This is a genomic window from Formivibrio citricus, assembly GCF_900115065.1.
GTDB lineage: Bacteria > Pseudomonadota > Gammaproteobacteria > Burkholderiales > Chitinibacteraceae > Formivibrio > Formivibrio citricus.
In genome coordinates this window covers 26746-53181 of record NZ_FOVE01000005.1, presented here as the reverse complement: position 1 = coordinate 53181, position 26436 = coordinate 26746, and the positions used below count along the sequence as shown (strand labels likewise).

At 57.9% G+C, this 26436-nt stretch carries 27 protein-coding genes and 1 riboswitch; of the genes, 22 read left to right on the top strand and 5 right to left on the bottom strand.

From position 1 onward, the window contains the following. The first annotated feature begins 9 nt into the window (after positions 1 to 9). The 12 genes from bamA to BMZ36_RS04435 all read left to right on the top strand — a co-directional run bounded on the left by bamA (position 10) and on the right by BMZ36_RS04435 (position 11733). Entirely contained in the window at positions 10 to 2298 is a 2289-nt protein-coding gene (gene bamA / locus BMZ36_RS04490) for an outer membrane protein assembly factor BamA (protein ID WP_091191930.1), read from the top strand. Positions 2299 to 2315: 17 nt separating this feature from the next. Beyond that, a complete protein-coding gene (locus BMZ36_RS04485) occupies positions 2316 to 2810 on the top strand; it encodes an OmpH/Skp family outer membrane protein (protein ID WP_177187775.1) in 495 nt (164 codons plus the stop codon). Beyond that, positions 2800 to 3888, top strand: coding sequence for a UDP-3-O-(3-hydroxymyristoyl)glucosamine N-acyltransferase (gene lpxD, locus BMZ36_RS04480; RefSeq protein WP_245747769.1), 1089 nt, complete (start codon positions 2800 to 2802; stop codon positions 3886 to 3888). The genes BMZ36_RS04485 and lpxD overlap by 11 nt, the downstream gene beginning before the upstream one ends. Beyond that, positions 3885 to 4328, top strand: coding sequence for a 3-hydroxyacyl-ACP dehydratase FabZ (fabZ, locus tag BMZ36_RS04475; RefSeq protein WP_218142632.1), 444 nt, complete (start codon positions 3885 to 3887; stop codon positions 4326 to 4328). The genes lpxD and fabZ overlap by 4 nt, the downstream gene beginning before the upstream one ends. A gap of 14 nt (positions 4329 to 4342) precedes the next feature. Next, the gene (gene lpxA, locus BMZ36_RS04470; protein ID WP_091191923.1) at positions 4343 to 5119 is read left to right on the top strand and encodes an acyl-ACP--UDP-N-acetylglucosamine O-acyltransferase; all 777 of its coding nucleotides are present in this window, start codon (positions 4343 to 4345) and stop codon (positions 5117 to 5119) included. A gap of 7 nt (positions 5120 to 5126) precedes the next feature. Then, the gene (gene lpxB, locus BMZ36_RS04465) at positions 5127 to 6302 is read left to right on the top strand and encodes a lipid-A-disaccharide synthase (protein WP_091191920.1); all 1176 of its coding nucleotides are present in this window, start codon (positions 5127 to 5129) and stop codon (positions 6300 to 6302) included. Next, positions 6299 to 6877, top strand: coding sequence for a ribonuclease HII (gene rnhB / locus BMZ36_RS04460; protein WP_091191918.1), 579 nt, complete (start codon positions 6299 to 6301; stop codon positions 6875 to 6877). Before lpxB ends, rnhB begins: the two co-directional genes overlap by 4 nt. A gap of 168 nt (positions 6878 to 7045) precedes the next feature. Then, positions 7046 to 7903: a flagellar motor stator protein MotA gene (motA, locus tag BMZ36_RS04455; protein ID WP_091191916.1), complete on the top strand. Its 858-nt coding sequence runs from the start codon at positions 7046 to 7048 to the stop codon at positions 7901 to 7903. Positions 7904 to 7918: 15 nt separating this feature from the next. After that, positions 7919 to 8827, top strand: a complete 909-nt coding sequence (gene motB, locus BMZ36_RS04450; protein ID WP_091191914.1) for a flagellar motor protein MotB — start codon at positions 7919 to 7921, stop codon at positions 8825 to 8827. 11 nt (positions 8828 to 8838) lie between these two features. After that, positions 8839 to 9579 carry a class I SAM-dependent methyltransferase gene (locus BMZ36_RS04445; RefSeq protein WP_091191912.1) on the top strand — a complete coding sequence of 247 codons (741 nt, stop codon included), beginning with the start codon at positions 8839 to 8841 and terminating at the stop codon, positions 9577 to 9579. Positions 9580 to 9632: 53 nt separating this feature from the next. After that, on the top strand, positions 9633 to 10958 hold the full coding sequence (locus BMZ36_RS04440) for a hypothetical protein (protein ID WP_091191909.1): 1326 nt from the start codon (positions 9633 to 9635) through the stop codon (positions 10956 to 10958). Between the two features lies 1 nt (position 10959). Then, positions 10960 to 11733: a TrmH family RNA methyltransferase gene (locus tag BMZ36_RS04435; RefSeq protein ID WP_091191907.1), complete on the top strand. Its 774-nt coding sequence runs from the start codon at positions 10960 to 10962 to the stop codon at positions 11731 to 11733. 12 nt (positions 11734 to 11745) lie between these two features. Here BMZ36_RS04435 and BMZ36_RS04430 read toward each other — a convergent pair whose 3' ends face one another. Beyond that, positions 11746 to 12537, bottom strand: coding sequence for a carbonic anhydrase (locus BMZ36_RS04430; protein ID WP_091191905.1), 792 nt, complete (start codon positions 12535 to 12537; stop codon positions 11746 to 11748). Between the two features lie 79 nt (positions 12538 to 12616). Between BMZ36_RS04430 and BMZ36_RS04425 the strand changes: the two genes are divergently transcribed. The 5 genes from BMZ36_RS04425 to BMZ36_RS04405 all read left to right on the top strand — a co-directional run bounded on the left by BMZ36_RS04425 (position 12617) and on the right by BMZ36_RS04405 (position 16689). Further along, positions 12617 to 13120, top strand: a complete 504-nt coding sequence (locus BMZ36_RS04425; RefSeq protein WP_091191903.1) for a PilZ domain-containing protein — start codon at positions 12617 to 12619, stop codon at positions 13118 to 13120. Further along, a complete protein-coding gene (gene ung / locus BMZ36_RS04420) occupies positions 13117 to 13800 on the top strand; it encodes a uracil-DNA glycosylase (RefSeq protein WP_091191901.1) in 684 nt (227 codons plus the stop codon). Before BMZ36_RS04425 ends, ung begins: the two co-directional genes overlap by 4 nt. Positions 13801 to 13810: 10 nt before the next feature. Next, positions 13811 to 14806 (top strand): ADP-glyceromanno-heptose 6-epimerase, encoded by a 996-nt coding sequence (gene rfaD, locus BMZ36_RS04415; RefSeq protein WP_091191898.1) that lies wholly within the window; start codon positions 13811 to 13813, stop codon positions 14804 to 14806. Positions 14807 to 14878: 72 nt separating this feature from the next. Then, the gene (locus tag BMZ36_RS04410) at positions 14879 to 15775 is read left to right on the top strand and encodes a hypothetical protein (protein WP_091191896.1); all 897 of its coding nucleotides are present in this window, start codon (positions 14879 to 14881) and stop codon (positions 15773 to 15775) included. Positions 15776 to 15945: 170 nt separating this feature from the next. Next, positions 15946 to 16689, top strand: coding sequence for a nitroreductase family protein (locus BMZ36_RS04405; protein WP_091191894.1), 744 nt, complete (start codon positions 15946 to 15948; stop codon positions 16687 to 16689). 106 nt (positions 16690 to 16795) lie between these two features. Here the strand turns inward: BMZ36_RS04405 and clpB are convergent, their stop codons facing one another. The 4 genes from clpB to rarD form a co-directional block, all read right to left on the bottom strand. Then, complete coding sequence (gene clpB, locus BMZ36_RS04400) at positions 16796 to 19372, bottom strand: ATP-dependent chaperone ClpB (RefSeq protein ID WP_091191892.1); 2577 nt, start codon at positions 19370 to 19372, stop codon at positions 16796 to 16798. Positions 19373 to 19465: 93 nt separating this feature from the next. Further along, a complete protein-coding gene (locus tag BMZ36_RS04395) occupies positions 19466 to 20554 on the bottom strand; it encodes an Hpt domain-containing protein (RefSeq protein WP_091191890.1) in 1089 nt (362 codons plus the stop codon). A gap of 116 nt (positions 20555 to 20670) precedes the next feature. After that, the gene (locus tag BMZ36_RS04390) at positions 20671 to 21516 is read right to left on the bottom strand and encodes a 23S rRNA (adenine(2030)-N(6))-methyltransferase RlmJ (RefSeq protein ID WP_091191888.1); all 846 of its coding nucleotides are present in this window, start codon (positions 21514 to 21516) and stop codon (positions 20671 to 20673) included. After that, complete coding sequence (rarD, locus tag BMZ36_RS04385) at positions 21510 to 22391, bottom strand: EamA family transporter RarD (protein ID WP_091191886.1); 882 nt, start codon at positions 22389 to 22391, stop codon at positions 21510 to 21512. The genes BMZ36_RS04390 and rarD overlap by 7 nt, the downstream gene beginning before the upstream one ends. A 206-nt stretch (positions 22392 to 22597) precedes the next feature. Between rarD and BMZ36_RS04380 the strand changes: the two genes are divergently transcribed. The 5 genes from BMZ36_RS04380 (at position 22598) to BMZ36_RS04360 (ending at position 26423) form a co-directional block, all read left to right on the top strand. Beyond that, on the top strand, positions 22598 to 23107 hold the full coding sequence (locus tag BMZ36_RS04380; protein WP_091191883.1) for a low molecular weight protein-tyrosine-phosphatase: 510 nt from the start codon (positions 22598 to 22600) through the stop codon (positions 23105 to 23107). 34 nt (positions 23108 to 23141) lie between these two features. Further along, a riboswitch (yybP-ykoY riboswitch) is annotated at positions 23142 to 23300 on the top strand. 14 nt (positions 23301 to 23314) lie between these two features. Next, positions 23315 to 23887 (top strand): TMEM165/GDT1 family protein, encoded by a 573-nt coding sequence (locus BMZ36_RS04375; protein WP_091191881.1) that lies wholly within the window; start codon positions 23315 to 23317, stop codon positions 23885 to 23887. Between the two features lie 108 nt (positions 23888 to 23995). Continuing rightward, positions 23996 to 25288: an NCS2 family permease gene (locus BMZ36_RS04370; RefSeq protein ID WP_091191879.1), complete on the top strand. Its 1293-nt coding sequence runs from the start codon at positions 23996 to 23998 to the stop codon at positions 25286 to 25288. A gap of 13 nt (positions 25289 to 25301) precedes the next feature. After that, entirely contained in the window at positions 25302 to 25850 is a 549-nt protein-coding gene (locus BMZ36_RS04365; RefSeq protein WP_091191876.1) for an adenine phosphoribosyltransferase, read from the top strand. 18 nt (positions 25851 to 25868) lie between these two features. Beyond that, a complete protein-coding gene (locus BMZ36_RS04360; RefSeq protein ID WP_091191873.1) occupies positions 25869 to 26423 on the top strand; it encodes a hypoxanthine-guanine phosphoribosyltransferase in 555 nt (184 codons plus the stop codon). Positions 26424 to 26436: the final 13 nt, after the last annotated feature.

Genomic DNA, 26436 nt, shown 5'->3' with positions numbered 1-26436 from the left:
CCCGGAACAATGAAACTCAAGCCTATTTCCCTGCTTCTTCTGGCTGCGCTTGGCGCAACGTCCTTTCCTGTCTTGGCTATAGATCCTGTCACTGTCAAGGATATCCGCGTGGAAGGATTGCAGCGAACCGATGCCGGAACTGTGTTCAATTATCTTCCTGTCAAGGTTGGCGGCCGTTTCGATGACGACGTTGCCAAGGATGCGATCAAGGCGTTGTTTGCCACGGGATTCTTTGATGACGTCCGCATTGAAACGGAAGGCGATGTCCTTGTGGTGACGGTGGCTGAGCGGCCCACGATTGCCCAGATCAATATCAATGGCTCCAGTTTCCTGGATAAAGACCAGATTCGTGCCGCACTCAAATCGCAAAATTTTGCGGAAGGGCGAATTTTCCAGCAGGGCGTGCTGGACAACGCGGTCAATGAGCTTAAGCAGCAGTATTTTGCTGGTGGGCGGTACTCGGTCAATGTCAAGACAACGGTCACAAAGCTGGAACGCAACCGGATCGGTGTGCAGTTCGATATCGCTGAAGGCGATGTTGCCCGTATCAAGCGGATCAATATCGTCGGCAACAAGGTTTTTGCCGAAAAGAGGTTGATTGATCTATTTTCCCTGACCACCTCCGGCTGGATGACCTGGTACACAAGGAGTGACCAGTATTCCAAGCAAAAATTGACAGCCGATCTGGAGAAACTGCGTTCCTATTATCAGGATCGTGGCTATCTTGAGTTCAGTATCGACTCGACCCAGGTTTCGCTTTCGGAAGACAAGGAAGGTATTTACCTTACTGTCAATGTGACAGAAGGTGAAAAGTTCAGCGTGGGCGAGGTGCGTTTCGCCGGCGATCTGGTTATTGGTGATACCGAGTTGCGCAAGTTGCTTGAAGTCAAGCAAGGCGATGTTTTTTCACGGGAAAAGGTGACCAAATCCACTGCGGCGATTTCCGATCGTCTTGGTGCTGCTGGTTTCGCTTTTGCCAACGTGAACCCGGTCCCCGAAGTCGACAAGTCCAAGCGTCTCGTGAACTTCACTTTTTATGTTGACCCCGGCCGCAAGACTTTTGTTCGCAAGATCAATGTCAGCGGCAACGCCGTAACCCGCGACGAAGTGATTCGTCGAGAAATGCGCCAAATGGAGGCGGCTCCGTATGATGGTGCCAAGATCAAGCGCTCCAAGGAGCGTCTCAATCAGCTTGATTATTTCAAGGAAGTCAACATTTCCACGCCGGTTGTTCCGGATGCCGTGGACCAAGTCGACATCAATATCAATGTGACTGAGAAAAAAACCGGGAATTTCAGCCTTGGTGCCGGTTATGGCCAGGGCGAAGGGGTGATTCTTGCCGCTTCGTTGTCTCAAGCAAATTTCTTGGGTAGCGGCAAATCGGTGACGCTGGAGGGCAACACCAGCAAGTCAAGCCGGACCTATGCCTTGGGGGTGATGAATCCATATGCAACTCCGGATGGCGTGTCGTTTGGCTGGAATGCGTATTCTCGTCATACTGACCCGAGCGTCATGAGTCTGGGGAGCTACAATACCAATTCCTTGGGTACGGGTTTCTCGGTTGGCCTGCCGGTTTCGGAAGAAAACCGTATCACGCTGACGGCCAATGCCGAGCGAATCAATATCAATACCAACAGCGATACGGCCTCGTACATTAACGACTACATCTCCCGGCAAGGGAACGTCAACAAAAATTTCTCCCTTGGAGCGAGTTGGTCGCGCGATACCCGCGATTCGGCATCCTACCCGACTCGCGGGACTTACCGCACCGCCGGAACTTCGTTGACCGTGCCTGGCTCAACGACGAAATTCTTCAAGGTCAGCGGCCAGAATCAGGCTTTCCACACCTTTGGCAACTGGTTGACCGGGGTCTGGAATGTCGAGGCTGGATATGCCCACGCCTATGCAGGCAGTGAAGTGCCGTTCTACAGCAATTTCTACGTGGGTGGCATCGGCTCGGTTCGCGGTTTCAAGACCGGCAGCATCAGTGCCAAGGATCCGCAATATGGCAATGCGATGGGCGGGACGCGCCGCTTTGTCAATAATTTCGAATTCCTGACGCCGATGCCAGGCATGAAGGATGACAAATCCATGCGTTTGAGCGTGTTTGTCGACAGCGGTGCAGCATGGGCCGAAAGCGAAAAATTGCATTTGAGTGATTTGCGGCATGCTGCAGGCGTGGCATTTACTTGGGTGTCTCCTGTAGGCCCGATCAAGATGAGTGTTGCCAAACCCATCAAGAAGAAATCGGACGACAAGACGGAGTCCTTCCAGTTCCAGTTGGGCCAGGTATTTTAAGAAGTCGGGAGATGAAAATGAAAACGATGCGATATTGCCTTGCTGCTTGCCTGTTTGCTTCCAGCGCCGCTTTTGCAGCTGACTACAAAGTGGCTGTGGTTGATGTGGAGCGCATCATGCGTGAATCGGGGCCGGCGGTTCGTGCCACGAAGAAGCTTGAAAAGGAATTCGAAGCCCGGCGTGCCGAAATGCAGCGTATCGCGACCCAAGGCAAGGCGCTGGAAACCATCCTGAGCCGCAACAATATTTCGGAAACCGAGCGCAAGGCCAAGGAGCGCGAGCTGGTCAAGTTGAACCAGGATTACCAGCGACTCCAGCGTGAATTCAACGAAGATCGCAATACCCGCATGAACGAGGAAATTGCCGCCATTCAGGAGCGTGCACGTTCAGCGATCAAGCGGATTGCCGAAACGGAAAAATACGACCTGATCCTGACCGAGCAGGAAGTGCTGTTCCGCAGCCGCCGCCTGGATATCACCGAGAAAATCATCAAGCAACTGGATGAAAAATAAGGCGGATATGTCGAAATCAAGGCGAGTATTTTTCCTGAGCGAAATAGTTGCCCGTCTGGGTGGGGAGCTCCGGGGCGAAGATGTTGAAATTTTTGAAATTGCCCCGCTGGATCAAGCGGATAGACAGTCCATCGCTTTTCTTTCCAATCCGAAACTTCGGCCGCAATTGCAAACCACGGCGGCAGCTGCTGTTATCGTCAAAGCGGCCGATGCAGCCGGTTTGCATTGTCCTTGCATCGTAACGCCGGATCCTTACCTGTATTTCGCGCGTGTTACGGCGCTGCTGCATCCGCAACCTGCGCCCGTTTCCGGTATCCACCCAAGCGCCATCATCGCCGAAGATGCTTTTGTCGATTCCGGAGCCGAAATCGGGCCGCAGGTGGTGATCGAATCCGGTGTCAGGATCGGTGCGCGTACCGTTATCAAGGCTGGTTGCGTGATTGGCGCGGATACGGTGATTGGCGAGGATTGCCTGTTCTACCCGCGCGTCACGGTCTACCACAATACGGTGATCGGTAATCGCGTGATCATTCATGCGGGAGCCGTGATTGGCTCCGATGGCTTTGGCAATGCCTGGGCCAGGGATCACTGGGAAAAGATCCCCCAGATCGGCCGCGCGGTTGTCGGCGACGATGTTGAAATCGGCGCCAACACCACGATCGACCGGGGCGCGTTGGGCGATACGGTGATTGCTTCGGGCGCGCGGCTGGACAACATGATCCAGATTGGCCACAACGTCGAAATCGGCAGGTTTACCGCCATCGCCGCATGCAGCGGTATTGCCGGTTCGACCAAGATCGGTGCTGGTTGCCTGATTGGCGGTGGTGTCGGGATGAGCGGCCACCTGAAAATTGCTGACCGGGTGACTATCCTTGGCGGAAGCAACGTGCCTTCCAGTATTGATGAACCCGGTGTTTACGGCGGCAGCGTGACGCCGATCATGCCGCAGGGTATCTGGCGCAGGAATGCAATTCATTATCGTAACCTTGATCAGCTTGTGAAACGGGTCAAGGTTCTGGAAAAGAAACTCGGTGCAACGGAAGAAGACACCGATAAAGAAGAGGGAGACAAGCTATGAACATCATGGATATTCAAGCCATCATGGAATATCTGCCGCACCGCTATCCGTTCCTGCTGATTGATGGCGTGAAGGAAATGGAAGTCGGCAAGCGCATCGTGGGCTACAAGAACGTCACGATCAACGAGCCGTTCTTCCAGGGGCATTTCCCGAAGTATCCGGTGATGCCGGGCGTCCTGATTCTCGAAGCGCTGGCGCAAGCTGCCGGTCTTTTGACCTTCAAGAGCGTGGGGGCTCCGCCGTCTGAGAACACCATGCTGTTCTATGCCGGGATCGACAACGCACGTTTCCGTCGCCAGGTCATGCCCGGCGATGTCCTGACGCTCCAGGCCGAAATTACCGCCAACAAGCGCGGCATCTGGAAATACGCGGCCAAGGCGTTCGTGGGTGACGAAGTCGCCGCCGAGGCCGACCTGATGTGCGCAACCCGTGAAATCTGAAATGGCTGATTGAAATGGCAAGAATTCATCCTACGGCGCTGGTTGCTCCCGGCGCACAGCTTGCCGATGACGTGGAAGTCGGCCCTTACGCAGTGATCGGTGGTGCCGTTTCCATCGATTCCGGGTGCGTGGTTGGACCTCATGTTGTCATCGAAGGCGTGACGCGCATTGGCAAGAACAACCGATTCTATTCCGGGGCCGCCATCGGCTGCGCGCCCCAGGACAAGAAATACAGAAACGAACCCACCGAACTGGTAATCGGCGACGACAACAGCTTTTTCCAGTGCGTGACGGTATCCACGGGCACGATCCAGGACAAGGGAATTACCCGGATCGGGAACGACAACTGGATCATGGCTTATGCCCACATCGCCCATGATTGCGTGCTGGGCGACCACATCATCATGGCCAACAACGCAACGCTGGCAGGCCATATCGAAGTGGGCGATTACGCCTTTCTGGGCGGGTTGTCCGCTGTACACCAGTTCTGCATCATCGGGCCGCACTCGATGGCGGGCGGGGGCGCCATGGTGGCACAGGATGTTCCGCCGTTTGTCATGTGCGAAGGCAATCGCGCCGGTGCTCGTGGCTTGAATACTGAAGGCATGAAACGACGCGGTTTCACGCCGGAGCAGATCGCCGCTGTCAAGCAAGCCTACAAATTGCTCTACCGCGAAGGTTTGGGTTACGAAGAGGCGTGTGCACGGATTGCCGAGCAGGCCAGAACCGAGCCGGTCCTGAATCTGTTTGTGGACTTTTTTGCGCGCGCCAAGCGCGGAATCGTGCGCTGATCGGGGTATGGCAGCAAAGCTTTTTCCCCCCGGGACCGGCCCCAAGATTGCCATTGTGGTTGGTGAAGCCTCGGGAGATCAACTCGGTGCGGCATTGATCGAAGCGCTGCGGGTGCGTTTCCCCGATGCGCGCTTTGCCGGTGTTGCCGGTCCGCGCATGCAGTCGGCTGGTGCAGTTTCCATCGAACCGATGGAAACGCTGGCAGTCGGTGGCATCGTCGAGGTTGTCAAACACCTCCCGGCGATTCTTGGCGTGCGCAGGCACCTGATCAAAGCTTGTCTCGCGGACCGGCCCGACATATTCATCGGTATCGATGCGCCAGATTTCAATCTGGGGGTTGAGCGGCGGCTCAAACGAGCAGGCATTCCTGCTGTGCATTACGTCAGCCCTTCGGTATGGGCGTGGCGCCCCGAGCGAATCAAGACCATCCGCGCCGCGGTCAATCACATGCTCCTGCTTTTCCCTTTCGAAGAGCCGATTTATAAGGCCGCGGGCATCCCGGCGACATGTGTCGGGCATCCTCTCGCTGATCAATTTTCGCTCAAACCAGACCAGGCTGGTCTGCGTGAGATGCTGAACGTCCCGCCGGGCAAGCGGGTCATTGCCATACTGCCCGGCAGCCGACAACGAGAACTGGAAGCGCTGGCGCCGTTATTTGTCAAGACGGCGAAATTGCTTTTTGATCGCTATCCGGATGCCTGTTTTTTGGTGCCGTTTGTTTCGCGCGAAACCCGTTTGCGTTTCGAGCAGGAAGTCTGGAAACAGGAAAGCCAGGAAATGCCTTGGCGGCTGATGTTCGGTCATTCCCACGAGGCGATGCAGGCAGCAGATGTCGTATTGCTGGCATCCGGGACGGCAGCGCTCGAATGCATGCTGGCTCATCGTCCCATGGTCGTGGCCTACAAGATGGCTCCCATGACCTATCGCATGGTCAAGCGCAAGTTTCTGTTGCCATATGTGAGTTTGCCGAACATCATCGAAAAACGTTTCCTTGTTCCCGAGTTCCTTCAGGATGCCGCAACGCCTGAAAATCTGGTGCAAGCATTGGCCAACTATCTGAACGATCAACGCCTCTCGACAATGCTGACAAACAAATTCGGAGACATGCACGAAACATTGCGATGCAATGCGGCGGAGCGGGCAGCATCTGCCGTTGCAACTTTGCTCGGGAAGCGTGCATGAGCTTGACGTGCGGTGTCGATGAAGCTGGTCGCGGCCCTCTTGCTGGGGCTGTTTATGCGGCTGCTGTGATCTTGCCGGAAGCTCACGGCATAAAAGGACTGGCTGATTCAAAGAAGCTGACAGCAAAAAAACGGGAGCGGCTGTACGATGAAATTTGCCAAACGGCATTGGCTTGGTCGGTAGCAAAGGCGAGCCCGAAGGAAATCGACGAACTCAATATCCTTTGGGCGACCATGCTGGCAATGCAGCGCGCGGTAGCCGGTTTGTCCCTGATGCCGCATGAAGTATTGGTGGATGGCAACCGGGTTCCAGAATTGAACATTCCCGCCCGCGCTATCGTGCAGGGAGACGCTTTGATCGAGGTGATCTCTGCCGCGTCCATCCTTGCCAAAGTAAGCCGTGACCGCGAGGCGACCGAACTTGATTCTCTTTACCCGGGATATGGGTTTGCACGCCACAAGGGGTATGGAACCCGCGAACATCTTGATGCCTTGACCAGACTGGGACCGACACCGGTTCATCGCCAGAGTTTTGCGCCGGTTCGCCTTGCTGCGGCCCAAGGTAGTCTTTGGTGAATTTGCCGTTCACATTCCTGATGCACAGGCGCAACTACCGGATTTGTTGGGCAGGTTCTTAACGAGGGCTTGTTCGGAGCTTCCCGAGCCTCTACCATTCGGTAAGTGGAGGCTGGTTTGGCCGTACGCCTGATTACAAGAAATTAAACCGGAACGGAAAACGGATATATGTTCCTTATCATCGGCTACATCTTCATGTGCGCCTGCATTTTTGGATCGTTTGCGGTTCACGGCGATCTGAGGTCTTTGTGGCAGCCTCTGGAAATCGTGATTATTCTGGGCGGCGCCATCGGCGCGATGATCGTCGCCTACGGTGGCAATCCGCTGAAGGCCACCTTCAAGGCATTGCCTACGGTTTTCAAGGGAAGTGCCTATAACAAAGCCTTTTATATGGATTTGTTCGCGCTGTTGTATGAACTGTTGCAAAAGGTACGCAAGGAAGGCTTGATGTCGATCGAAGGCGACGTTGAAGATCCGCACAACAGCCCGCTTTTCTCGAAATACCCCAAAGTTTCTCACGATCATCACGTTGTCGAGTTTGTAACCGACTATCTGCGCCTGATGGTGGGCGGCAATCTCAATGCATTCGAGATTGAAAATCTGATGGATGTCGAGATCGAAACCCATCATCACGAGGTGGAAATTCCGGCTCAGGCTGTCAACAAGGTCGCCGATGGCCTGCCGGCGTTCGGTATTGTGGCTGCGGTGATGGGCGTGGTGAACACCATGCAGTCCCTGCATTTGCCCCCTTCTGAATTGGGACCGATGGTGGGGGCGGCGCTGGTTGGTACTTTCCTCGGTATCTTGATGGCTTACGGCTTCATCGGCCCGATCTCGACGATTCTCGAACGCAAGGCCAGCGAAGGCACCCAGGTTTTCAACACCATCAAGGTGACCCTTCTGGCCAGCCTCAACGGTTATGCTCCGCAGGTTGCCGTAGAGTTCGGTCGCAAGGCGCTCAATTCGACCGAGCGTCCCAGCTTCAGCGAGCTGGAAGAGTTTGTGAAAAACGCCAAGAACAAATAACACCGGAGTAGCAGGGTGAGCGACGATTCCCAACGTCCCATAGTCGTCAAGAAGATCAAGAAAGGTGGTCACGGCCACCATGGTGGCGCATGGAAAATCGCCTTTGCCGACTTCATGACGGCCATGATGGCGTTCTTTTTGCTGATGTGGCTGCTGGGTTCGGTTTCCAAAGGTAACCTCAAGGGGATTGCGGATTATTTTGCCAATCCTGTGAAAGTCGCCTCTGCCGGCGGAAGCGGAGCGGGCGATGCCGATTCGCTGATCAAGGGCGGTGGGGAGGATCTGACCAAGCAAGGCGGGCAGGTCAAGGCCGGTGATGTAAAACCCAGCGATGCGGCGCAAGACCGCAGGCGCCTTTCCGAACTGAAGAAAAAATTTGAAGCGCTGATGGAAGACAAGATGCAGCGCAATACCAAGCTGGCCCAGTTTCGTAATCAGATGCGTCTGGATATGGTCGCCGAGGGGTTACGCATCCAGATCGTCGATGAGCAGAACCGTCCGATGTTTCGTTCGGGTAGTTCGGAACTGGAAATTTATGCGCGGGAAGTGCTGCACGAAATTGCCCAACTTCTGAACGAAGTACCCAACACGATTTCTCTGGCAGGCCATACCGATGCCACGCAGTTTGCCGGCGGGGAGCGCGGTTACAGCAACTGGGAGCTTTCCTCTGACCGGGCCAATACTTCGCGCAGGGAATTGATCGCTGGCGGGCTGGACATCCAGAAAGTGCTGCGGGTCAATGGTTTTGGCGATGTCATTCCACTGGACAAGGAAAATATCTACAACCCGATCAACCGACGCATCAGCATTGTCGTGCTCAACAAGGAAGCCGAAGAAGACATCCGTCTCCAGGCCGGGCGTGCTGCGGACGAAATGGTCACGGCGGCATCAGCTCCGGCGACTGCCGCACCTCCTGCCCAATAGCTCCGGCAGCAATGGGGCAGTCCTTTTTCTTCAGCCAGCGCCCGCAAGTGCGCCGCTTCCTGCTGATCCAGTTGGTTGGAGCCCTGTTCTGGTTGAGCGGCGTGCTGCTGGACATGAGCGCGTCCGCAGCCTTGCTGCCGGCCATCCTCTGGAGCGTGACAGCTTCGCTGCGCTGGCAGGCGGGGCGCTGGTGGCTGGTCATTCATGCGTTGTTTGCCCCCCTGGTTTTCTTTGCCTCGCAACTTGATCTGGCTCCGGGCTGGTACCTTCTTGCTTTCGGGATAAGCTGGCTGGTGTTCGGTCATGTGGCCAGCAGCGGCGTTCCCTTGTATCTCTCCAATCGTCAGGCGCTGACATGGCTAAGCGAACAACTTCCTCATGGTGCCAGTTTCATGGATGTGGGGGCGGGCACCGGCACCGTACTGGCTTGGTTGGCGCGAACACGCCCCGATCTTTCCCTGTCGGGAATCGAGCATGCCTGGTTGCCATGGTTGATCGGCAAACTGCGCTTGTCTGCGAGCGTTGACTGGCAACGCGGAGATTACCGGCGGGTTTCCTTTGCCGGGGTCGATGTCCTGTATGCTTTCCTTTCCCCCGTTCCCATGCTGGAGCTGTGGCAGAAGGCGCGGCAGGAAATGCGGGCAGGGTCATGGTTTATCAGCAATACTTTTGAAGTACCCGGCGAAGAGCCGGACGAGATCATCGAATTGAACGACTGGAAGCATGGCAGATTGTTGTTATGGCGCATGTAGATAAACGAGACGCTGAGAGCAAGGCTTGGGTGGCTTACTGGAAAAGCCGCGCTATGCCGATACTGGAAACGACCCGCACCGAATTGCAACAGCTGTTGCGTCGGGCCGAGCGTGTCCGGACATCGGAAGTGGCCGAGATCGTCCAGAAAGACCCGCTTCTGATGCTGCAGGCGCTGCGTTTCATCGGCAACCGTTCAAGAACGTCGCTTGCCGCCGAAGTGGTGTCGATTGAAAACATCGTCATGCTGATGGGGGTGGCGCCTTTTCTGGAGCGCTTTAGCGCCTTGCCCACGGTTGAAAGCATTCTGCTGCCGAAATATCCGGACGAATACCGGGCTTTTCTCGGCGAGGTATTCCTTTCGCGCTTTGCCGCGCGTCTGGCGCTGGTTTATGCCTATTGGCGCTACGATGCGCATCCTGAAGAAATCACAGCGGCGACCATTCTTTCGCGCTGCATGAAGATGCTCGGGCTTGTTGGCGGGAAAATGGATGCAAAACTTCCCCCGCAGGCCGGAAATCTTGATTCCTTTCTGGAGGGGATCGGGCTGCCGGAGCAGGTGTGCAAGCTGGTAAGGAAAGACGACGAGGCACCACCGCGTGTCGCCATGCTGCGGGCAGTCATGCAACTCGTCGATGCCTTCAATCAGGGCTGGTGGCAGCCAGAGGTGCAGCAGGAAGTCGATCTCATTGCCGGCATTCTCAACATGGAGCCGGACGAAGTCTGGCAAGCCCTGTGTCGTGCAGCGCTGACGATGGCGCGCGATCCGGCGCGTTTTGAGGGAATCGATCAGCCTGCGCGCTGGTTACCTATGCTGCCGGGCGCTTGGCCCAAGCCGCCGGAAGCGGCACCTGTCGCACCGGTACAGGAAAAACCCGTACCAGATATCCTCTCCCAGCGTATGCAGGCGTTGCATCTGGCCGGTAAGACCGGTGCGGCAGCCAGGGACATCATGGCATTGACAGTGCGGGCGCTGGCAGAAGGGCTGGGGATGAAACGCATCGTCTTCAACCTGATGACGCCGGGCAAGCCAGAGTTGCGTGCCCGTTATGTCCTGGGCGTGCCTAAGGAGCACCCGTTGCGCCAGCTTGTTGTTCAACTGGATGCGCAGCACCTCTTTGTCAGGTTGCTCGAAAAGCCGCAAAGCATCTGGTTCAATCCGGTCACTGCCAAACAGTTCGGACCGTTGTTGCCTGCCGGCTTCCAGGCGCAATATCCGGCAGAGCATTTCTGTGCGATGTCGGTATTCGTCGGAGAAAAACCGCTGGGCCTGATTTTCGCCGACTGCGAGGAGTCCCCGTTGACCGAGCATCACTACCAGCATTTCAAGCAAATTTGCCTGCTGACTACCCGGGCGCTGACCCACAGTGCGATCCGCTGAGATGGACGCGATTCAATCCCCCCAAAATGCGCAGTTCAAGGCCATGCGCAAGCTTGCGGAAAACCGCCGCGAGCGCTTGAAAACGGGCCAGACGTTGCTTGATGGCGCGCACCTCCTGTCTGCCTGGCTGGATGCCGGTCGGGCGGTGCAGAAGGTGTTCCTGACGCAGGAAGGCTTGGCCGATCCTGAAATCTGTGGCTTGCTGGCTCGAACCGCGGCGCAGCAGGTGCTGCTCGATACTGCGCTTTTCGCTCAACTGACCGAACTGCCCAGCCCGAGCGGCGTGCTGGCGCTGGTCGAAATTCCGGAAAGCGGCAAACCGCGCGGCGACGGTTTTTGCCTGCTGCTCGACGGCGTGCAGGATCCGGGGAACGTCGGCTCCATGCTGCGCACGGCTGTTGCGGCTGGCGTGGATCAGGTGCTGCTTTCCAGCGGTTGCGCCGATGTCTGGTCGCCCAAGACCTTGCGCGCCGGGATGGGCGCGCAAGCCGTGCTGGACATTGTCGAACGCGCTGATCTGAGCGGATTTGCCGACCGTTTTCAGGGGCGCATTGCCACGACCCTGCTCGATGGTTCGACAGACCTGTATGCCACCGATCTGACGGGGAGTCTGGCGCTGGTTTTCGGCGCAGAGGGGGCGGGCGTTTCGCCGGAAATGGCGGCTAAGGCCAATGTCCGGCTCAGAATTCCGATGGCGGCCGGGATCGAATCGCTCAATGTCGCCGCAGCGGCTGCGATTTGCCTGTACGAACGCGTCCGGCAGACGCGCCCGTAATCGGTTTTAGGATTATTGTGCATCGAGCACGGCGCGCTCGTTCAACGGCTGCACCGGCCGGGCATTCATCGGATAAAGACGGCGGAAGCGGTCGATCTGTTTCTTGGAAAGCTGGATCGGCGTTTTCAGCACCAGCCAGCGTACGCCTTCCGAGCAGGGCGGCGTGGTCAGCGAACCCATGAACGTCCAGTAGCTCAGATCGGCAGGCAAGACATTGGCCGGCGAATAGCGTTTCTTCTCGAAGATGCGCGTTTCGTCGTTACCCGGCATGCTGTGCCAGAGTTCGTTGAAGGTCGGGTGATCCTTTTTTCCCTGTTCGATCAGCACGGTCAACACGGCCAACTGGCCTGCATCGTTCTTGTGAACCAGATGGATGTCCATGGCGTAGCGCTTGCCGCCGATGGCTTCCTCGCTGGGGGCGTGGAAGTGGAACTGCAAAAGCTGGTAACGGTTCTTGCCGATTTCCAGGTGGCTGCCGGGCTCGACCGGATGCTGGATGGTATGGCCGTTGTTGAGAATGGCCAGCTTGTTGGGCTGGTAACGGATCTGCAGGCGATCCAGGGATTGCGCAAAGGCGGTCTCGATGTTGATCGGCGATTGCTGGCGGCCGATGCCGCAAGCGGCAAAGGCCGGGTCGAGCTCGGCCCAGTGCGCCGGCCCGCCATGGCCTGAGTAGCTCCAGTGACCCTTTTCATGTTGTTCAGCGGCATGGGCGGCCTTTTTTCCGTTCTTGGCCGGGGCAGGGCCGGCTTGGGCAATACCGAACAAAGAAACCATCAGAACAAATGGCAGGATGGGGCGCATGAGTTATTCCTTGTTTTTCTGGATGGGCGGGAAGCTATAATCCCGGATAATCATTCCTGATCTTATACACCCTGCGCTCATGAAACCAGCCCCGATTGAAGGTGTCCATTTTTGTGCCGTTTTGCCGCTGGCCTGGCGGGCGAAATCCGGGTTGTCGAACCTGGAAGTGTCAAGGTATCTGGCCGTTCTGGCTGAATTCGAGCAAAGCGGCGACGATGAAACCGGTGCGCAAACCGGGATCAATGCCAAGCTGGACCTGGCGCTCTTGTGGCTGGCGCGCGCGCTCGCCAGCGAAATGCCGCCGACATGCGAAACCGTGATCGGGCTGGAGCAACTGGTCTGGACCAGCGATACGCCGCTGGAAACGGGCGCATCGGGTTTTGTAGCGCTCAATCTCTCGGAATCGTTGCCGTTCTTGCTACCCCTGCCCGCGAAGATCGAATCCTGCTCGGAGCAGGGCGGGGCATGGCAGATCGTGACGCGCCTGCAACTTGCCGATGAAACGGTTCGCGACTGGTGGGAGCGCACGGTATTCCGCCGCCACCGCCGCGCCATCCAGTTGGAGCGGAGCGCGCGCTCATGAATTGGCTGACCAAGGAAATTCCGCCCGCCTGGCAGGATTTGGCGCACGCGGCCATGCATTCTCCGGCTTGGTCGGCCCTAGGTACGTTTCTGCAGGCCGAAATTGCCGCTGGCCATGAAATCTACCCACCCCGGCAAAACTGGTTCGCCGCGCTGCAAGGGCTGGCGCCGCAGGATGTACGTGTCGTGATCGTCGGCCAAGACCCCTACCACGGCGAGGGCGAAGCGCATGGCCTGAGCTTTTCCGTGCCGCGCGGCATTCGTATTCCGCCTTCGCTTGCCAACATCTACAAAGAAATTGCCCGCGATCTGGGCCATGCGCCCGCCCGGCACGGCTGCCTGGAAAGCTGGGCCGCGCAAGGCGTATTGCTGCTCAATACTTCGCTGACCGTACGCGCCAACCAGGCCGGCTCCCACGCCAAGAAAGGCTGGGAAGCATTCACCGACGCGCTGATCGCCGGCTTGTCACGCGAATACGAGCATCGAGTATTCCTGCTCTGGGGCGCGCATGCACAGAAGAAACGCGCCCTGATCGACGCGAACCGGCACCTGATTCTTGAATCGCCGCACCCGTCGCCGCTCTCGGCTCATCGCGGCTTTATCGGCAACGGACATTTTTCCGCAACCAATACCTATCTTGAACAACACGGCCAGTCGCCGATCGACTGGCGCATCGACTGAGGATATTCACATGGCTATCGTGGTTACCGGCGCTGCCGGATTCATCGGCTCCAACCTGGTCAAGGCACTCAATGCGCGCGGCGAGACCGACATCATCGCCGTGGACAACCTCACGCGCGGCGACAAGTTCCGCAATCTGGTCGACTGCCAGATCAGGCATTACGTGGACAAGGAAGAATTCCTCGCCGAAATCGTCGGCGGGCACTGGGACGGCGAAATCAGCGCCATCCTGCACCAGGGTGCGTGCTCCGACACGATGGAGCACAACGGCAAGTACATGATGGAAAACAACTATCAGTACACGTTGCTGCTGCTCGAATTCTGCCAGGCCGAGCAGATTCCGTTCCTGTATGCCTCCAGCGCCGCTACCTATGGCGCGGGCAAGCACGGCTTCCGCGAAGAGGAGGCCTGCGAAGGCCCGCTCAACGTCTACGGCTATTCCAAGCTGCTGTTCGACCAGGTGATGCGCCAGCGCTGGGAATCGCTGACTGCGCAGGTCGCCGGTTTCCGCTATTTCAATGTCTACGGCCCGCGCGAACAGCACAAGGGGCGCATGGCCTCGGTGGCTTTCCACCACTTCAACCAGTACCGCGAAACTGGCAAGGTCAAGCTCTTCGAAGGCGCAGACGGCTACCCCAATGGCGGGCAGATGCGCGACTTCGTCTCGGTCGAGGACGTAGTCAAGGTCAACCTCTGGTTCCTCGATCATCCCGAAGTCTGCGGCATCTTCAACCTCGGCTCCGGCCGCGCCCAGCCGTTCAACGACGTTGCCGTCGCTTCGGTCAACGCCTGCCGCACCTTCGAGGGCAAGCCCGCGCTGTCGCTCGAAGAAATGGTCAAGCAGGGCATCCTCGAATACACCCCGTTCCCGGAAGCCCTGAAAGGCAAATACCAGAGCTTCACCCAAGCCGACCTCACCCGCCTGCGCGCCGCCGGCTACGATGCGCCGATGCTGACGGTGGAGGAGGGAGTGGCGCGGTATGTTCAGGGGTTGATGCAGCAGTAAATGGCTTGTTTGGTGGCAGCAGGCCGTGATGAATCAGGTAGCACTTGCTGCCTACATATCAGTTAGATTTACATGCTTATTCCCGTCGAAACTTACGAAGCCATCTTTGAACAATACTCTGCCGCGATGAAGTGGATGGCTGGACTTGGCATAAAACTGAGCCCAGGAAGAACATCTCACTACGAAAAGATTATTGGGTACTGGACGGATGTATACAAGACTGCAACTGCGGACGAAGGGCGACAGATATTCCCTGACTTCGTTAGTTCAATGTTTGAAATATCTGACTTCGTGAGCATCTTTAAAGCGTTCGGGGACGTGCCAGTCCATCAAATCACATCTATCATTGAGAAGCTTCAAAAAGCTGTAAATGGGCCAATTAACGCAGCGGACGAAACATCCGAATCTACTACTGCTCGTAACTTCCTTTTTGAAGCTGCAGTTGCAGCAAAGGCACATCGCCCTGGTAGAGGTATTGAGGCCATTCTCGACGCCAAGTCCGATACAGGTATCAGCCTGAGTGGAAAAAAGATATGGGTCGAGTGCAAGCGCGTAACGACCATCGCCAAGATTGAAAGCAATACTCGAAAGGCGTCCAGTCAGTTAGAAGCAATACTTGAAGGGGCAATTGGTTCTGGTCACCGTGGGATTGTGGCTTTGGATGTTTCAAAAATTTTGAATCGGGGCGATACGATCTTTGTGACGCGAAACGATGACGAGCTGTTGGCATCTGTGGATAGCATGATGGATCGGTTTATCGAGGAGCACTCTCATATCTGGCAGCGGGTTTACCAGAGAAGGCACAAGAAGATTATCGGAACGATCATCAGCTTCTCGTTCATGGCCAGCTCGGAAGCTAGAAATCTCTTGGTTCATGCGTCGCAATGGGCTATGAATCCACGCTTAGAAATTGCTACGAGTGACGCACAGATTCAAAGGCAGCTCGTTGCCTTGCTCTCAGCCAAGTAGGCTGGGTTTCGTAGGGCGTGGTTCCCATCGGGAACCCGCGCGGAATGCCATATCAATTATCTGCTGCGTTGATTTGAAATGAATTTTGCGGGTTACGGCGGCGCCTAACCCGCACTACGATTGTCCGGAATTGAATGAATTGTCCCCGTTTTATCTCGGAAAGGAACCCCATGAACCCCACCCTCGAACTCCTCACCCAGCGTCGCAGCGAGCGCAATTACACCGATGAACCCGTCAGCGAGGCGATGCTGGAGGCGATCCTGCTCGCCGGTCAGCGTGCGCCGACGACCATGAATTCGCAGAACATTTCCGTCGTGGTGGTGCGCGATGCGGCCAAGCGCGCTCGCATCGCCGAGCTCGCGGGTGGGCAGCCGTGGATTGTCAAAGCGCCGGTGTTTCTCTGCATCGTGGCGGATTACTACAAGACCGGGCTGGCGGTCGAGCGTGCTGGCAAACAGCAGGTCATCAACGAGTGCCTGGAAGGCGTGATGGCGGTTTCGACCGATGCGGGGATCGTGCTGGCTTCGATGGCGACGGCCGTCAATGCGCAAGGACTGGGCTGCGTAGCGATTGGCGGCGTGCGCGCCGATGTGCAAGCGGTGGCCGAATTGCTGGAGCTGCCGGAGCGGACCTTCGTGATCCTCGGGCTGGCCGTGGGCCATGTGGCGAGCCAGTTGCCGCTGAAGCCGCGCCTGCCGGTGAGCACCTTCCGCCACAACGAAACCTATCAGGCAGCCGGTTTACCGCAGGCCATCGAGGCGTATGACCAGACGCTGGTCGAATACTGGCAGCAGATCGGCCGACCGGATGGGCTAAATTGGTCCAACGGGCTGTCGGGCAATTACAGCCGCAATTACCGCCCGACGATGAAGGCAGCGCTGGCCAAGCGCGGGTTCAAGATCGAAGAGTCCTGATTCTATCCAAGGCAAAGTCTCTGGATGCCGGCCTGTGCCGGCATGACGAAAGTGGATGGGGCCGGTATTGCCGGCCCCATTTCTTTACTGGTCAAAAGCGAGCGAATCAACTTTCCTTGGCAAAGACAATTGCTCCGTTCTGGGCATCCACTTTCACGATATCCTTGGGCAGGTATTCGCCGTTGAGAATCATCTTCGCCAGCGGGTTTTCGATCTCGCTCTGGATTGCGCGCTTGAGCGGGCGAGCGCCGTAGACCGGGTCGAAGCCGGCTTGGGCGACCTGGTCGAGCGCGGCATCGGTGGCGTGCAGGCCCATTTCCAGTTGCGCCAGCCGCGATTCCAGGCGCTTGAGCTGGATGCGGGCGATGTTGCGGATGTGTTTCTGGTCCAGCCCGTGAAACACTACCACCTCGTCGATGCGGTTGATGAATTCCGGGCGGAAGCTCGCCTTGACCTCGGCCATGACCTGCAGCTTGATCAACTGGTAATCGCTGCCGGCCATGGCCTGGATGTGCTCGCTGCCGAGGTTGCTGGTCATGACGACCACGGTGTTCTTGAAGTCGACCGTGTGGCCCTGTCCGTCGGTGAGGCGGCCGTCGTCGAGCACTTGCAGCAGCACGTTGAAGACATCCGGGTGCGCTTTTTCCACTTCGTCGAGCAGGATCACGGAGTAGGGGCGGCGGCGCACGGCTTCGGTCAGGTGGCCTCCTTCCTCATAGCCAACATAGCCGGGGGGCGCGCCGATCAGGCGGGATACCGAGTGTTTCTCCATGAACTCGCTCATGTCGATGCGGATCAGGTGTTCTTCCGAATCGAACAGGAATTCGGCGAGCGCCTTGCACAGCTCGGTCTTGCCCACGCCGGTCGGGCCGAGGAACAGGAACGATCCATAAGGGCGGTTGGGGTCTGACAAACCGGAGCGCGAACGGCGGATCGCATCGGAAACCAGACGCACCGCTTCGTCCTGCCCGACCACGCGCTGGTGGATGTGGTCTTCCATGCGCAGCAGCTTTTCGCGCTCGCCGCGCAACATCTTGCTGACCGGGATACCGGTGGCGCGGCTGACGACCTCGGCGATTTCCTCGGTGCCGACCTGGGTGCGCAGCAGTTTGGTTTCATGCGCTTCGCCGGCCTCGGCGGCCTTGAGGCGGGCTTCGAGTTGTGGCAACTGCCCATATTGCAGCTCGGAGGCTTTCTGCCAGTCACCCTTGCGCCGCGCTTCGTCCATCTGCTGGCGGATTTTCTCGATTTCTTCCTTGACCGACTGGCTGCCAAGCACGGTGGCCTTTTCGGCTTTCCAGATTTCTTCGAGGTCGGAATATTCCTTCTCGTGGCGCGCGATTTCCTCTTCGAGCAGCGCCAGTCGTTTCTGCGAGGCTTCGTCTTTCTCGCGCTTGACCGCTTCGCGCTCGATCTTGAGCTGGATGAGCCGCCGGTCGAGCTTGTCCATGACCTCCGGCTTGGAGTCGATTTCCATCTTGATGCGGCTTGCCGCCTCGTCGATCAGGTCGATGGCCTTGTCGGGCAGGAAGCGGTCGGTGATATAGCGGTGCGACAGCTCTGCCGCCGCGACAATGGCCGGGTCGGTGATTCCCACGCCGTGGTGGATTTCGTATTTTTCCTTGAGACCGCGCAGGATCGCGATGGTGTCCTCGACGTTGGGTTCTTCAACCAATACTTTCTGGAAGCGGCGTTCCAGCGCGGCATCCTTTTCGATGTACTTGCGGTATTCGTCGAGCGTGGTCGCGCCGATGCAGTGCAGCTCGCCGCGAGCCAGGGCCGGTTTGAGCATGTTGCCGGCATCCATCGCGCCCTCGGCCTTGCCCGCGCCGACCAGCGTGTGCAGCTCGTCGATGAAAACGATGTTGTTGCCTTCGTCCTTGGCGAGCTCGTTGAGCACCGCTTTCAGGCGCTCCTCGAATTCGCCGCGATATTTGGCCCCGGCGATCAGGGACGCCAGATCCAGTGACAGCACTTTCTTGTGCTTGAGCGATTCCGGCACTTCTCCGTTGACGATGCGCTGCGCCAGCCCTTCGACGATGGCGGTCTTGCCCACGCCCGGTTCGCCGATCAGCACCGGATTGTTCTTGGTGCGGCGCTGCAAGACTTGCACGGCACGGCGGATTTCGTCGTCGCGGCCGATGACGGGGTCGAGCTTGCCGGCGCGGGCTCGCTCGGTGAGGTCGATGCAGTATTTGGTGAGCGCCTCGCGCTTCTGCTCGGCATCGGCGCTGTCCACGCTCGCGCCGCCGCGTACGGCTTCAATGGCCGCCGCGATGGCTTCCGGCTTGCCACCATGCTGCTTGAGCAGCTTGCCAGTCTCGCCTTTGTCTTCGGTGAGGGCGAGCAGGAACAGGTCACTGGAAATGAACTGGTCGCCGCGCTTGGTGGCTGCCTTGTCGGTCAGGTTGAGCAGGTTGTTGAGATCGCGCGAAACCGTGATCTCGCCATCCACGCCTTCCACCTTGGGCAGGCGTTTGATGGCAAGTTCCAGCACGGTCTTGAACGGCGCGACGTTGACCCCGGCGCGGGAGAGCAGGGAGGCTGCGCCCGAGTCGGTATCGTTGAGCAGCGCCAGCAGCAGATGCTGCGGCTCGATGGCGGCGTTGTCGTGAGCCAGCGCGAGGCTCTGGGCATCGGCAAAGGCTTGCTGGAATTTGGTCGTGAGTTTGTCGAAACGCATGATAACCCTCGTGAAAAACTGGTCTTTGCGTCGAAGATGGGCTTGGCCGGAAAGTTTTCAAGACACCCGGTGATAAAGACGGGCAATTGCCGTTTAACCGGTTGGTTGTGTCAGGTCATGCGCCACGGCTTCGAAGGCATTGATCAGGGCGGCGTCGAACCGGGTTTCCAGCCCGCCGGTTACGTCGAACAGCGTGCGCAGTACGCCGCGACGGTAGTCTTCGCCGCTGAGCCCGGCCACATTGTCATGCAGCATGTCGGCACAGGCGAGCATCATGGCGCCTTGGTGCGGCGGCAGGCCATAGGCTGGCGCGGCGATGCCCGCGCCGTTGGCCCAGAGGTGATGCTGGCGGATGATCTGCGCTACCTCGGTGCAATCCGGGGCGATGCTCAACAGCCAGGTCGCCGCGCGCTCCGGGTGCGCCGAATAGGCTGCCCAGTCCGGCGATTTGGGTTGAGGCGGCGATTGCAGATGGGCATCGGGAGCTGCAAGCAGCCCGACGTCATGCCAGTAAACAGCGATGGTCAGTGTTTCGGGTGGGGTCGGGAACGGGTAGCGTTCGTTCAGGGCCAAGACCAGATTGCGCTGCTGATGAATCCGGTTTTTCCAGCGCGGCATGCGTAGCGCCAGACCTTGGGCAAGTTGTTCGCCCAGCGCCGTGGCGCGAACGATGCTTTCTGCCGAAACAGCCGGTGCACTGGCCACTTCAGCGTCACGTTCCCCGAGAAATTCATCGTGGATCGTGAGCAGAATCTGCCGAGCCGCCTGATCTGCCGACTCCTGCCCGCGTGCTTGGGCGAGTTGCTTGATATGGCCGGTCAAAACGCCGCGCGCAATGCCGTCAAAGCGTTTGCTGCGTGCCAATGTGTCCATCATGGACTGGACCTGGTCCATGCTTTGCACCAGCGCTTCGGCTACCAGTGCCGAGCACTGGAACTTGCGCTCGCGCAGGCTTTGCAGCACGCCTTCCAGCTGATGCACGAAATCGGCGATCGGTGCGGCATGGCAATAGCTGAAATCGCCCTTGATCGTGTGCATGTGCCGGAATGCGCTCGACAGCAAGTCGTTCGACACCGGATCTTGCACCAGGCGGTGCAGATCGCGCTCCAGCTCGTTCAAGTGTTCCTGAACTTCGACGAGCACCTCGGGCAATATCGAAAAATCGACTTCTTCCGCGTACATGGACCATCCTTGATCGAGCGACAAGACCCTGAATCAAGATTGGCACATTGCGAAGGAATTTGCGCGATCAGTTTTGATTCAGGGCGTGCCCAACGGGAATTCCGTAACCGCAAGCCTCAGTTTTCGACCTGTTCCAGTACATATCCGGCCCCTTTGTCCTGTCCGAGTGACTCGACCAGGTAAGGCAGAACCTCTTGCAGCGCCTGATGGAGTGTCCAGGGCGGGTTGAGGATGAACATGCTGCTGCCATGCATCCCGAAGCCGTCGGCCGAAGGCGTCTGGACATTCAATCCGGCATGCAACCAACTCTTGCACGGCAGCGTTTTCAGTGCAGCGGTCAACTCGGCGATTTCGCGGCGTTGCAGGTGCGGGAACCAGACGGCATAGATGCCGGTGGCAAAACGCTTGAGTGCATCCTGCAAAGCGGTGATTACGGTCCGGTAATCGCTTTTGTCCTCGAAAGGCGGGTCGATCAGCACCAGTGCCCGGCGCGGTGGGGGCGGGAGAACGGAGCGCAATCCGGCAAAGCCGTCCGTTTGCTGGATAATGGTCTTCTTTCTTGCTTCGGCGAAATTCTCGGCCAGCAGGGTATGGTCGCTGGGGTGCAGTTCGAAAAGACGCAGGCGGTCTTCCTCGCGGAGAGTTTGGAGCGCAACCAGCGGCGAACCCGGATAGAAATGCAGTTTTCCGTCCGGGTTGAAACTGCGCACCAGCTCGACATAGCGGCCCAGAGCCGGGGGCAAATCTTTTCTTTCCCACAGCCGGGCGATGCCGGTTTCGTATTCGGCGTTCTTGGCGGCATAGCCCTTGGTCAGTTCATAACAACCTGCGCCGGCATGAGTGTCCACATACCACCAGGGTTTGTCTTTCTGGTTCAGGTAATCCAGCAGTGACAGTTCGATACAGTGCTTGAGCACGTCGGCATGGTTGCCGGCGTGAAATGCGTGGCGGTAACTCAGCATGGCTTCTTTCGTAATTGCGAGGTGATCAGACTTTCGGCAGTGTAAAGCGCCAGCCCCAACCAGATGAAGGAAAATCCGACCAGTTTCGTCTGGTTGAACGGTTCATGCCACAGGAAAACGCCCAGCATGAACTGAACCGTCGGCGTGACATATTGCAAAATCCCCATCAGTGAATAGGGAATCCGCCGCGCGCCGGAAGCATACAACAGCAGCGGGATCACGGTGAGGGGGCCAGCCAGGATCAGCAAGGAGCGGTAGTGCCAGCCCTCGTTCACGAACCCGCTTTGGCCTGTTGCTGCCAACCAGGCCAGCAGCGCTGTCGCGAAAGGGAAAAGCAGGGCGGTTTCGACCATCAGCCCTTCCTGCGCGCCCAGGTGTGCGGTCTTGCGGATCAGGCCATAGGTGCCGAACGTTGCGGCCAGCGACAACGCAATCCAGGGAAGCTGGCCGGCCTTTACGGTCAGCCACAGTACGCCCGCGGCGGCAAGGGCAATCGCCGTCCATTGCACGGGGCGCAGGCGTTCGCGCAACAAGAAAACGCCCAGCAATACGTTGAACAAGGGGTTGATGAAATAGCCGAGGCTGGCATCCACCACGCGGTTTTCCTGTACGGCCCAGATGTAGACATACCAGTTGGCCGAAATGAGAAGCGCACTCAGTGAAAACGTCTTGAGGGTTGTGGGGTCTTGCAGGGCGCTCCACAACCATTTCCAGTTGCGCCTGACCAGCAGGATGGCAAACAGGAAAAGCACCGACCAGGCCATGCGATGCAGCAGGACTTCCTGCGGCGGGATAGCTTGCAGTGCCTTGAAGTAGATGGGGAACAACGACCAGATCAGATAGGCGCCCAATGCGCGCAGGATACCGGATTGCATGGAAGTACCTGTTGCGTAAACCGGAAGTCTACCCGGGATGCCGGCAGGAAACAGTACACAGTTCCCGGAAAAAATTGGCAAACAGGTGTAAGCATCTTCCTTACTTTAGTCATCGGCGGTGGTAGACTACCCCCAATGCATTACCAGTTCATCCGCAATCAAAAGGCGGACTTCTGTTCACCCTATCTTGGACGCAACACGCTGAAATGAAAAAATTTTCTGTTTTGTTCGTCTGTACCGGCAACATCTGCCGCAGCCCGACGGCCGACGGTGTTTTGCGTAAACTGGTCAGCTCTGCCCAACTGGATGGCACGGTGGAGGTCGATTCGGCCGGAACCCAGGGCTACCACGTCGGCCAGGCACCCGATCAACGGGCGCAGCAGCATGCCCAGCGCCGCGGTTATGACCTTTCCGGGTTGCGTGCGCGGCAGGTTGGGCCTGAAGATTTTCATCGCCACGACCTGATTCTGGCCATGGACCGCAGCCACTTTGCTGTCCTGAATCGCTTGTGTCCGGCGGAACACAAATCCAAAGTCCGCCTGTTTCTGGAATATGCGCAAGGCGCATCGGTCGGGGAAGTGCCCGATCCGTATTACGGTGGGGCGGAGGGATTCGAGCACGTTCTCGATCTGGTCGAAGATGCCTGCGCCGGGATTCTGGACGAGATTCGCGCCTTGCTCCAACCATCGGCCATTCCCGAACTTGCCGGCCGCTAGTTGTAAGGATACAATGCGCGCGTTTTTCCCGTCGGGGGAGTAGTCGCCGCACCAGATGCGGGGATGCGTCAACAGACTTGGGCTTGCCCATGGCGCATCCGGCCGGTAATGACCGGTTTGACAAGACCCGAGGTTTGTTTGCTGCGCTCATGGGGTGGGCCGCGGCGAACGGCCTCGTGTCGCCTGCCTGCCCCTGGAATCCCGTTCATGGAAACTTTCCTGCTTTCTACCGGTGTTGTCACCATTGCCGAAATGGGTGACAAGACCCAGTTGTTGTCCCTGATTCTGGCCGCGCGTTTTCGCAAGCCGTGGCCGATCATTCTGGGGATATTTGTAGCAACGACGCTCAACCACTTCGCCGCCGGCTGGCTGGGGCAGTGGGTGGCCCACCTGATTTCTCCTGCCGCGTTGCGCTGGATCGTCGGCTTGGGGTTTATCGCTATTGCGGGCTGGGCGCTAATCCCGGATAAATTCGAGGAAGACGAAGCGCAACTCAAGCCCTATGGAGCGTTTCTTGCCACCACCATTGCATTCTTTATCGCGGAAATCGGCGACAAGACGCAAATTGCAACAGTCGCTTTGGCGGTGAAATATTCGCCGCTCTGGGCGGTGGTCATGGGAACGACGCTGGGCATGATGCTGGCGAACGTGCCGGCAGTACTGCTCGGAACCTGGATTTCCGCGCGCATGCATGTGCTGCGATATGTACGCTTTGCAGCCTGTGCTGTTTTTGCTTTGCTGGGGACGCTGGCGCTCTGCGGAGTCGGCACCCAAATCTGAGATCTGTCATTCATGTGAACAGTCTCGAGACGCACGATCCGCAGACAGGACCGACCGGTCGGCGCAAGCCGGCTGGTCTTTCTTCATTTATTTAACAGGGGAACACCCATGCTGGAAAGGCTGTTCAAGCTCAAGGAAAACGGCACTAACGTCAAAACCGAAGTCATCGCCGGTTTTACCACCTTTCTGACGATGGCCTATATCGTCTTCGTCAATCCGTCGATTCTTTCCATTTCCGGCATGGATTTCAATGCCGTATTCGTCGCCACCTGCCTCGCAGCAGCGCTAGGTACCGGCATCATGGCGCTGGTCGCCAATTATCCGATCGCACTGGCGCCCGGCATGGGGCTGAATGCCTACTTCACCTTTACCGTGTGCAAGGGGATGGGCACGACTTGGCAAGTGGCGCTGGGGGCGGTTTTCATCTCGGGTATCATCTTTCTGGCCGTGAGTCTGTTCAAGGTTCGTGAAGCCATCGTCAATGCGATTCCGCATTCGCTGAAGCTCGCCATTTCCGCCGGCGTAGGCATGTTCCTGGCGATTATCGCCCTGAAAAACGCCGGCATCATTGTTGGTTCGCCCGCAACGCTGGTCACGCTGGGCAAGATCCACGAGCCTTCCTGCCTGTTGGCTATCATGGGTTTTTTCCTGATCGTGGCGCTCGAATACCGCAAGGTGCCGGGCTCCATCATCATCGGCATCATGTCGGTGACCGTGCTTTCCATCGCCATGGGGCTTTCCAAGTTTGGCGGCGTGGCCTCCCTGCCGCCCTCAATCGCACCGACCTTCATGCAGATGGACCTTTCCGGCGCGCTGAATGCGGGCCTGCTCGGCGTGATTTTCGTGTTCTTCTTCGTGGATCTGTTCGATACCACCGGTACGTTGATCGGCGTTTCGCATCGCGCGGGCCTGCTCGACAAGGACGGCAAGCTGCCGCGCCTGAAGAAAGCCCTGCTGGCTGACAGCGTGGCGATTGCCGCCGGTGCTGTGCTGGGTACTTCTTCAACGACCGCGTACATCGAATCGGCTGCAGGTACGGCAGTAGGCGGCCGCACCGGCCTGACCTCGCTGGTCGTGGCCATCCTGTTCCTCGCGGCGCTGTTCTTTGCGCCGCTGGCCGGTTCCGTTCCCGCTTTCGCCACCGCCCCGGCGCTCTGCTACGTAGCCGTGCTGATGGCTCGCGGCCTGGCTGAAATCGAGTGGGATGACCTGACCGAATCGGCTCCGGCCGTGATGACCGCGTTTGCGATGCCGTTTACCTTCTCGATCGCAGACGGCATTGCCTTCGGCTTCATCAGCTATGTGGGCATCAAGGCACTGGCCGGCCGTTTCAAGGATCTTTCCATCGCGGTAGTGGTCATTGCGGCGCTGTGGCTGGTAAAGTTCGCCTATTTTGGATAACCGACGCCGCATCATGGAAAAGCCCTTTTACGCCGAATACATCCGCGAACGCATCCGCACGGTGCCGGACTGGCCCCAGCCCGGCATCATGTTCCGCGATATCACCCCGCTGTTGCAGGACAAGAAGACTTTTCGCGTGCTGGTGGACGTGTTCGTTCACCGCTACATGGACCAGAAGCTGGACTATGTAGCCGGCGTGGATGCCCGCGGCTTTATCCTTGGTGCCGTCGTGGCTTATGAGCTCAATCTCGGATTCATTCCGGTACGCAAGAAGGGCAAGTTGCCCTTCGATACCGTAGCCGAGGAATATGAGCTTGAATATGGTTCGGCCACCGTCGAAATCCATACCGATGCCTGCACGGCAGGGGATCGCATCCTGTTGATCGACGATCTGGTTGCCACCGGAGGTACCATGCTGGCGGCAGCCAAGCTGCTCGACCGCATCGGCGCCAAAGTGGTGGAGACTGCGGCAATCGTCGATTTGCCGGAGCTGGGTGGATCGAAACTGATCCGCGAGCAGGGCATCCCGCTGTTTACCGTATGTGATTTTGAAGGCCATTGATTTTTTGGAACTGGTATCGTGACTTTGGAACTCCCGCAAATCGAATCCATTTTGGAAAACGCAGATTGCCTGCATGACGAACAGGAAGTGCTGGCAGCCATCGACCGCATGGGGGCAGACATGACCGCGTGTTTGCGTCATGCCAACCCGATCATATACACCGTACTCAACGGAGGCATGATACTTGCCGGACATTTGTTGCCCAGGCTGAAACTGCCGTTGCAGATGTCCTATCTGCATGCCACACGTTACCGCATGGAAACAAGCGGCGGAGAGATCGAGTGGAAAGTGCCACCGCGTGGCGACATGCGCGGCCGGACCGTGGTGATCGTCGATGACATCCTGGACGAAGGCCACACGCTGGCCGCCATCGTGGAATATTGCAAGGCGCAGGGCGCCAAGGAAGTGTTGGTCGCCGTTCTGATCGACAAGCAGCATGATCGCAAAGCGCCGGGTATCAAGGCGGATTTCGTGGGCATGGAGGTCGAAGATCGCTTCCTGTTCGGCTGTGGCATGGATTACCAGGATTACTGGCGCAATACGCTGGCCATTTATGCCGTGAAGGGCCTGTAAGAACCTGCTCAAT